General features: G+C 66.8%; 7 protein-coding genes. All 7 read left to right on the top strand.

Annotated features, from left to right (window positions below; all coding sequences use genetic code 11):
- Positions 1-396: 396 nt before the first annotated feature.
- The 7 genes from queF (at position 397) to H3005_RS05755 (ending at position 7,141) form a co-directional block, all read left to right on the top strand.
- A complete protein-coding gene (gene queF / locus H3005_RS05785; RefSeq protein WP_191077754.1) occupies positions 397-1,215 on the top strand; it encodes an NADPH-dependent 7-cyano-7-deazaguanine reductase QueF in 819 nt (272 codons plus the stop codon).
- Between the two features lie 261 nt (positions 1,216-1,476).
- Entirely contained in the window at positions 1,477-1,770 is a 294-nt protein-coding gene (locus tag H3005_RS05780) for a LysM peptidoglycan-binding domain-containing protein (protein ID WP_025878595.1), read from the top strand.
- Positions 1,771-1,817: 47 nt separating this feature from the next.
- Complete coding sequence (locus H3005_RS05775; protein ID WP_180165260.1) at positions 1,818-2,321, top strand: hypothetical protein; 504 nt, start codon at positions 1,818-1,820, stop codon at positions 2,319-2,321.
- Between the two features lie 357 nt (positions 2,322-2,678).
- The gene (locus H3005_RS05770; RefSeq protein ID WP_191077753.1) at positions 2,679-4,901 is read left to right on the top strand and encodes an NADP-dependent isocitrate dehydrogenase; all 2,223 of its coding nucleotides are present in this window, start codon (positions 2,679-2,681) and stop codon (positions 4,899-4,901) included.
- Between the two features lie 342 nt (positions 4,902-5,243).
- Positions 5,244-6,191 (top strand): hypothetical protein, encoded by a 948-nt coding sequence (locus tag H3005_RS05765; protein ID WP_191077752.1) that lies wholly within the window; start codon positions 5,244-5,246, stop codon positions 6,189-6,191.
- The gene (locus H3005_RS05760; RefSeq protein WP_100553802.1) at positions 6,184-6,732 is read left to right on the top strand and encodes an ATP/GTP-binding protein; all 549 of its coding nucleotides are present in this window, start codon (positions 6,184-6,186) and stop codon (positions 6,730-6,732) included. Before H3005_RS05765 ends, H3005_RS05760 begins: the two co-directional genes overlap by 8 nt.
- The gene (locus H3005_RS05755; RefSeq protein ID WP_100553801.1) at positions 6,725-7,141 is read left to right on the top strand and encodes a roadblock/LC7 domain-containing protein; all 417 of its coding nucleotides are present in this window, start codon (positions 6,725-6,727) and stop codon (positions 7,139-7,141) included. The genes H3005_RS05760 and H3005_RS05755 overlap by 8 nt, the downstream gene beginning before the upstream one ends.
- Positions 7,142-7,177: the final 36 nt, after the last annotated feature.

The raw sequence follows: 7,177 nt of genomic DNA, 5'->3' as shown, positions 1-7,177 counted from the left end.
CACGCCCCTGCCACCGGACCCACCCCGCCTTCGACAGTTTCCTGCTGCTGTCAGAACGACATCCTGCTTTGGTAGGTGTCGACCTTGGTCGACACGGCGGACGTCATGAATGTCTGAAGCATCGGCTTTTGATTTTGATTTTTCTGATCTTTCCCGTGGTGCCGGCCGCGCGCAGGAAACTGTCAGAGGCCGGGTGGGTAGACGGGGCGGGGGTGTCCGCGGCATGGATGCCGCGGCCAAGCCCCCATGGAGGGGTTTACGGCGTCCCCCGACCCGTCTACCCACCCGGCCAAGCCGATGGACCGCTCTATGCCGACCAACCCACCCACCACGGAGGGGCTCCGCCGTTGGCCGACCCGGCCGAAGGCCCGCTCCACGCGCGATACAATAAGCACCATGAACACCCCACAGGATTCCAGCCTCGGTCGCGAGGTCAGTTACCCGTCGCAGTACGATCCCGGCCTGCTGTTTCCCATCCCCCGCGTCGGCGCCCGCGCCGAGATCGGTCTCGACGAGGCCGCGCTGCCGTTCGTCGGCCACGACCGTTGGCACGCCTTCGAGCTGAGCTGGCTCGACCCGCGTGGCAAACCGCAGGTCGCCGTCGCCACCGTGCAGGTGCCGTGCACCTCGCCGCGGCTGATCGAGTCGAAGTCGTTCAAGCTGTACCTGAACTCGCTCAACAGCACCCGCCTGGACAGTGCCGAAGCCCTGCGTGAGCGTCTCGTCACCGACCTGTCGGCCTGCGCCGGTGCCCCGGTCCAGGTCACGTTCGGGCTGCCGGCGCTGTGCGAGTCGCCGCTGGGCGAGTTGATCGATGGCCTTGATGTGGATATCGACTGCTATGGCCCGCCGCAGGCGGATTACCTGTCGGCCAACGCCGATGCGCTGGTGGAGGAGACCCTGGTCTCCGCCCTGCTGAAGTCCAACTGCCCGGTCACCGGTCAGCCGGACTGGGCTACCGTCAGCCTGCGCTATCGCGGCCCGCAGATCGATCGTGCCGGTCTGCTGCGCTACCTGGTCAGCTACCGCGAACACGCCGAGTTCCACGAGCAGTGCGTCGAGCGCATCTTCAGCGAAGTGTCGGCGCGCTGCCGGCCGCAGTGGCTGGAAGTGGAGGCCCGCTATACCCGCCGCGGTGGCCTGGACATCAACCCGTGGCGCGCCAGCCCCGGCATCGCCGCCCCGGCCGCGACCTACCGCGAACTGCGCCAGTAACCGCCGCAGGCGTTACAGGTAGCGCCGGGCCATGCCCGGCGAGCGCAGCGGCCTGATCCAGAGCCGCCGGCCAGCGGCCGGCACTACCGTCGGGCCGCCCTGTCACGGGTAGCGCCGGGCCATGCCCGGCGAGCCCAGCAGCGGCGTTCCGCCTCGATTGTTCAGCCGCCCCGGGGGGCGGCTTCACATCGGCACCATCCCCATTTAACAACCTCTATGACACCGTGCCAGCCATGTAGTCATACAGACGGGAGTGTGTGGATGAGTACCGAGAAGAAAGCCGATTTCTCCGGCGTCAGTGGCAGCGTCGACAGTACCGCCCAGCAGGTCCCCAAGGCGGACTTCTCCGGCGTCAGTGCCTCGGTGGACAGTACCGCCGAGGTGGTCAGCGGTGGCACCTACACCGTGCAGAAGGGTGATTCGCTGTCGAAGATCGCCAAGCAGCACCTGGGCGATGCCAACGCCTGGAAGAAGATCTTCGAAGCCAACCGCGATGTGCTCGACGACCCGGACAAGATCTTCCCGGGCCAGACCCTGAAACTGCCGCCGAAGTAATGCCGGCGATCCAATCGCCGTTCGACAATCCCCGTGAGGAACCCCGAATGATCAAGACGACCCCGCTTCAGAATGCCCTGCTGGCCGCGCTGCTGGGCAGTGTCGCCCTGGTGGGCTGCAAGAAGAAGGAAGAAACCGCAGACAACAACGCGGCTCCGGCAGCGACCACGCCGGCCGAAGCGCCCGCGCCGATGACCGGCGCGCCGCCGCCGATGGCTGCATCGGCCGTAGCGGTGTCGGCCGTCACCGTCGGCAAGTCTGCCGCTGCTGACAAGTCGGTGGCCACTGCCGCCCTGTTCGCGCCGAAGGACGAGGTCATCGTTTCGGTGAAGACTGATGGTGCGGCCAACAATGTCACCGTCGGCGCCAAGCTGACCTACCAGGATGGCCAGGTGGCCGGTGAGCAGAACGCGACCCTGAACACCAGCGGTGCAGAGACCACCAACATCACCTTCAAGAATGCCAATGGCTGGCCGGCCGGCAAGTACCGCGCCGAAGTCATGGTCGATGGCAAGGCGGCCGGAACGCCGCAGGAGTTCGAGGTCAAGTAAGTCCCGCCGACTCTCTCCCGGTTGGACTCACGATGGACGCAGCCGCGAGGCTGCGTCCTTTTTTGTTTGTGGCTTTTGCGGGAAGGCCCCATCCACGCATGGCGTGGATCTACCTGCGCTGGGCACGTCGGTGTTTCCGTAGATCCACGCCATGCGTGGATGGATCACAGCGTTGCCGGGGTGCAGTACCGCCGCGTATGGCGCGGCTTTGCCCCGCGCGGCTGAAAACGCGACAATGCAGGGGTTTCCCCGGCGCGCGCCCACCCTGACGGCGGCGGAGAAAAGCGACACGGTTGCACGTGGCCCGGCGCTGGCGCCGGCCTTCCCCTGAGCACTGCTACAGAGTCCAAGTCCCCCATGTCCAAGATCCTCTACACGCTGACCGACGAAGCACCGTTCCTGGCCACCCAGTCGCTGCTGCCGATCGTCGACGCCTACACCTCCACCGCCGGCATCGCGGTGGAAACCCGTGACATCTCGCTGTCCGGCCGCATCCTGTCGCTGTTCCCGGAACTGCTGAGCGATGCGCAGAAGGTCAACGATGACCTGGCCGAGCTGGGCCAGCTGGCGACCACCCCCGAAGCCAACATCATCAAGCTGCCGAACATCTCCGCCTCGGTGCCGCAGCTGAAGGCGGCCATCAAGGAACTGCAGGACCAGGGTTATCCGCTGCCGGATTACCCGGAAACCCCGGCCGACGACCAGCAGCGCGACTACAAGGCGCGCTACGACAAGGTCAAGGGCAGTGCGGTGAATCCGGTGCTGCGCGAAGGCAACTCCGATCGGCGCGCGCCGCTGTCGGTGAAGAACTACGCCCGCAAGCATCCGCACCGCATGGGTGCCTGGGCGTCCGATTCGAAGTCGCACGTCGCGCACATGGCCGCCGGTGATTTCTACGGCAGCGAGAAGTCGGCCACGCTGGCCAACGCCGGTTCGCTGAAGATCACCTTCCACGGCAAGGACGGCAGCACGGTCGTGCTGAAGGAAAAGACCGCGGTCAAGGCCGGCGAGATCGTCGACGCCGCGGTGATGAGCCGCAAGGCACTGGCCGCTTTCATCGGCGAGCAGATCGCCGATGCCAAGGCCCAGGGCGTGCTGTTCTCGCTGCACCTGAAGGCGACCATGATGAAGGTCTCCGACCCGATCATGTTCGGCGTGGCGGTCAACGAGTTCTACAAGGACGTGCTGGCCAAGCACGCCGATGTGCTCAAGCAGGCCGGTTTCGATGCCAACAACGGCATCGGTGACCTGGCCGCACGCCTGCCGTCGCTGCCCGAAGCCACCCGCAGCGTCATCGAAGCCGACCTGGCTGCCGAGTACGCACAGCGTCCGGGCGTGGCCATGGTCAACTCGGACAAGGGCATCACCAACCTGCACGTGCCGAGCGATGTGATCGTCGACGCCTCGATGCCGGCGATGATCCGCGATTCCGGCAAGATGTGGAACGCCGAAGGCAAGCTGCAGGACACCAAGGCGGTCATTCCGGACCGCTGCTATGCCGGCGTGTACCAGGCCGTCATCGACGACTGCCGCAGCAACGGTGCCTTCAACCCGGCCACCATGGGCTCGGTGCCCAACGTCGGCCTGATGGCGCAGAAGGCTGAAGAGTACGGCTCGCACGACAAGACCTTCCAGATCGCTGCCGACGGCGTGGTCAAGGTCACCGACGACGCCGGCAACGTGGTGTTCGAACACGCCGTGGAAGCCGGCGACATCTGGCGCATGTGCCAGACCAAGGACGCGCCGATCCAGGACTGGGTCAAGCTGGCCGTCGAACGCGCCCGCCTGAGCAGCACCCCGGCCGTGTTCTGGCTGGACGCCGCCCGCGCCCACGACGCACAGGTCATCGCCAAGGTCGAGACGTACCTGAAGGACCATGACACCAACGGCCTGGACATCCGCATCCTGCCGCCGGTGGAAGCGACCGCGTTCTCGCTGGCCCGCATCCGCAAGGGTGAGGACACCATTTCGGTGACCGGCAACGTGCTGCGCGATTACCTCACCGACCTGTTCCCGATCATGGAACTGGGCACCAGCGCCAAGATGCTGTCGATCGTGCCGCTGATGGCCGGCGGCGGCCTGTTCGAGACCGGTGCCGGTGGTTCGGCCCCGAAGCACGTGCAGCAGTTCGTCGAAGAGGACTACCTGCGTTGGGATTCGCTGGGTGAATTCCTGGCCCTGGCTGCGTCGCTGGAGCACCTCGGCAATCGTTACGACAACGCCGCTGCCCGCGTGCTGGCCAAGGCGCTGGACGAGGCCAACGGCCAGTTCCTGGACAACGACAAGTCGCCGTCGCGCAAGCTCGGTGGCATCGACAACCGTGGCAGCCACTTCTACATCGCCCTGTACTGGGCCCAGGCGCTGGCTGCGCAGAACGAAGACGCTGCACTGCAGGCACGCTTCGCTCCGCTGGCCAAGGCACTGGCCGACAACGAGCAGAAGATCGTCGACGAGCTGATCGCGGTGCAGGGCAAGGCCGTGGACATCGGTGGCTACTACCGTCCGGACGTGGCCAAGGCCGCTGCCGCGATGCGTCCGAGCGCCACCTTCAACGCCGCGCTGGAGCAGCTGCGCGGCTGATCCATCGCTGCCCGGTTGTGACCTCGAAACCCGCGCTTCGGCGCGGGTTTTTTTTTCTGCGAGCCTGGTGTCGGATCCCTCTGCACCGCAGAGGGCTCTGCCCAAAGGCCGCGCATCCACGCATGGCGTGGATCTACTCGGGCCCAGAACCGTGAAATCCGTCGGCTGTCGGAATGCCGTCAACACGGCATGAAACTTGCCCGCGATGGCCGTCGCAGAACGGACGCGTGCGTGTTCACTACTGCCACCAATATGAGCAGTCGATCACGACGATGGCGGCAAGCCATGGCCTAGCCTTGGCGATGCGAGACCGCCGGGGAGGCGGTCGCACGGGGAACACGGATGGCACGCGTGCTCGTAGTGGGAACCGATATCCAGGGCGAACAGGCCCTGCTGCAACGGCTGCGGTTGGCCTCGGCATTGCCCGACGGGCAGATCCGCCGCAGCCAGGACCTGGACGACTGCGACCTGCTGGTGATCCGCGATACGCCTGCGCTGCGCAACGCGGCACTGCGCATGCGCCAGCAACGCCCGCGGCTGCACTGCTGGATCGAGGACCTCGGTGGCCAGTTGCGCGAAGGCGATGGTGGCCAGGACGTATTGGATGATGGCGCGATAGGACGCGCACTACGCGGCATGCAGGCCGGTGCCGCAGCGACACCGATCCGCCTGGCGGACGGTGCGCACGCGACCACCCGTCTGCTGCGCGAGCGGCTGCCCTTGCGGCAGGGCCAGGCGCTGTTGGGCGAGGGCGCAGAGCCGCTGTTGCTGCTGGATCTGGAACAGGACCAGGCGGTATTGCTGCACGAACCGGCCACGGTACTGGTGGAACGGCTGGCACAGGGCTTCGAGCATCTGTATCTGGATGCGCTGCTGCCGGCGCAGCTGCAGGCACTGGCGGGTGACCGCACGCGCCTGCCGCTGCGTCCGCTGCTGTGGCAATGGGCGCAGCGCAGCCGCCATTGGCAGGCGTTGGATGAGCGCCTGCGCGGGGCGTCGGTGAAGCTGCTGCGCTGGCCGGATTTCCGCGTGCTCGGCCACGATCACGATGGCTTCCGTCTGTGTTCGCTGCTGCTCAAGCGTGCCTGCACGGTGGACGAATGCGCGATGCTGCTGGATCTTCCCGCCGCCGCCGTGCGCGATTTCATCCACGCCGCCTACCTGTGCGGTTATGCACAGCTGCAGGTCGCGCCTGCCGCACCGCTGTCGGGCGCACGTGCCAGCACTGCCGACACCGGCCTGCTCGCACGCCTGTGGCGGACGCTGCGCGGGAGTGATCGCGATGCGTGAGCACAAGGTGGTGGTGCTCGGTGGCATGGGCAGCGGCAAATCGACCTTGGTACGCAGCATCGCCGCCGGCGCGGTGGTCGACACCGATGTAGCCAACAGCGACCGCGCGGGTGCGGACAAGGCGTCGACCACGGTGGCGCTGGACTACGCCGATATCGACCTGCCCAACGGCGAGCGCCTGCGTCTCTACGGCACGCCTGGCCAGCAGCGCTTCGATTTCCTGTGGCCGATCCTGCTGCAGGGCGCGCGCGGTGCCGTGCTGCTGCTCGACGCGCGTCGGGCCGGGGTGGCCGCTGAGCTGGACGCTTACCTGCAGGTGCTGCGCCCGTTCGGTCCGGCATTGGCCCTGGTGGTGGCGGTGACCCATCTTGACCAGGTGCCGGCAGCGGCACTGGATGACTGGGCCGATAGCGCCCGGCTCGATGGCCAGCCGCTGCCGTTGCTGGCCGTGGATGCCCGTGATCGCGAACAAGGACTGCTGCTGATGGACGTACTGATGAGCGAAATGGAAGCGTATGCACTGGTGGCCGCACATGGCTGATGGACAAGGCGCGCCGTTGCCGGACGTGCAGCAGCGCGAGCGCCTGCAGCCGTTGCTGCAGGACCTGCAGCAGCGGGTGGAAGGAGTGCGGACCGTGGTGCTGGCCAGTGTCGATGGCTTTGCCCTGGTCAGCGCCGGTGCGGAGGGGCGCGGCGAGCGACTGGCGGCGATGACCAGCGCAATGCTGGCCCTGGCTGCGGCGGTGGGGCGCGAGCTGGCACTGGGCGATCTGCAGACGCTGATGCTGGAGGCTGCCGGCGGCAAGGTGCTGATGCTTGCCATCCAGGCCGAAGGTCGAGCACCGCTGCTGCTGATGGCTGCCTGCGACCAGCGCAGCGTGATCGGCCAGGTGCTGTGGCAGAGCAGGGAATGTGGCCAGGCGATCCTGGCCGAACTCAGCGGATCGTGAGCCCGGCCGCAGGGGAACGAGGGGCTCGAACCAACA

Origin of the sequence: Stenotrophomonas sp. Br8 (genome assembly GCF_014763005.1) — a bacterium.
Taxonomy (GTDB): domain Bacteria; phylum Pseudomonadota; class Gammaproteobacteria; order Xanthomonadales; family Xanthomonadaceae; genus Stenotrophomonas; species Stenotrophomonas lactitubi.
The sequence above is the reverse complement of the archived record's forward strand: the minus strand, read 5'-3'. Positions and strand labels throughout refer to the sequence as shown.

Coding starts and splice junctions, on each gene's coding strand:
- queF (WP_191077754.1), top strand. CDS start 397: ATGAACACCCCACAGGATTCCAGCCTCGGTCGCGAGGTCAGTTACCCG.
- H3005_RS05780 (WP_025878595.1), top strand. CDS start 1,477: ATGAGTACCGAGAAGAAAGCCGATTTCTCCGGCGTCAGTGGCAGCGTC.
- H3005_RS05775 (WP_180165260.1), top strand. CDS start 1,818: ATGATCAAGACGACCCCGCTTCAGAATGCCCTGCTGGCCGCGCTGCTG.
- H3005_RS05770 (WP_191077753.1), top strand. CDS start 2,679: ATGTCCAAGATCCTCTACACGCTGACCGACGAAGCACCGTTCCTGGCC.
- H3005_RS05765 (WP_191077752.1), top strand. CDS start 5,244: ATGGCACGCGTGCTCGTAGTGGGAACCGATATCCAGGGCGAACAGGCC.
- H3005_RS05760 (WP_100553802.1), top strand. CDS start 6,184: ATGCGTGAGCACAAGGTGGTGGTGCTCGGTGGCATGGGCAGCGGCAAA.
- H3005_RS05755 (WP_100553801.1), top strand. CDS start 6,725: ATGGCTGATGGACAAGGCGCGCCGTTGCCGGACGTGCAGCAGCGCGAG.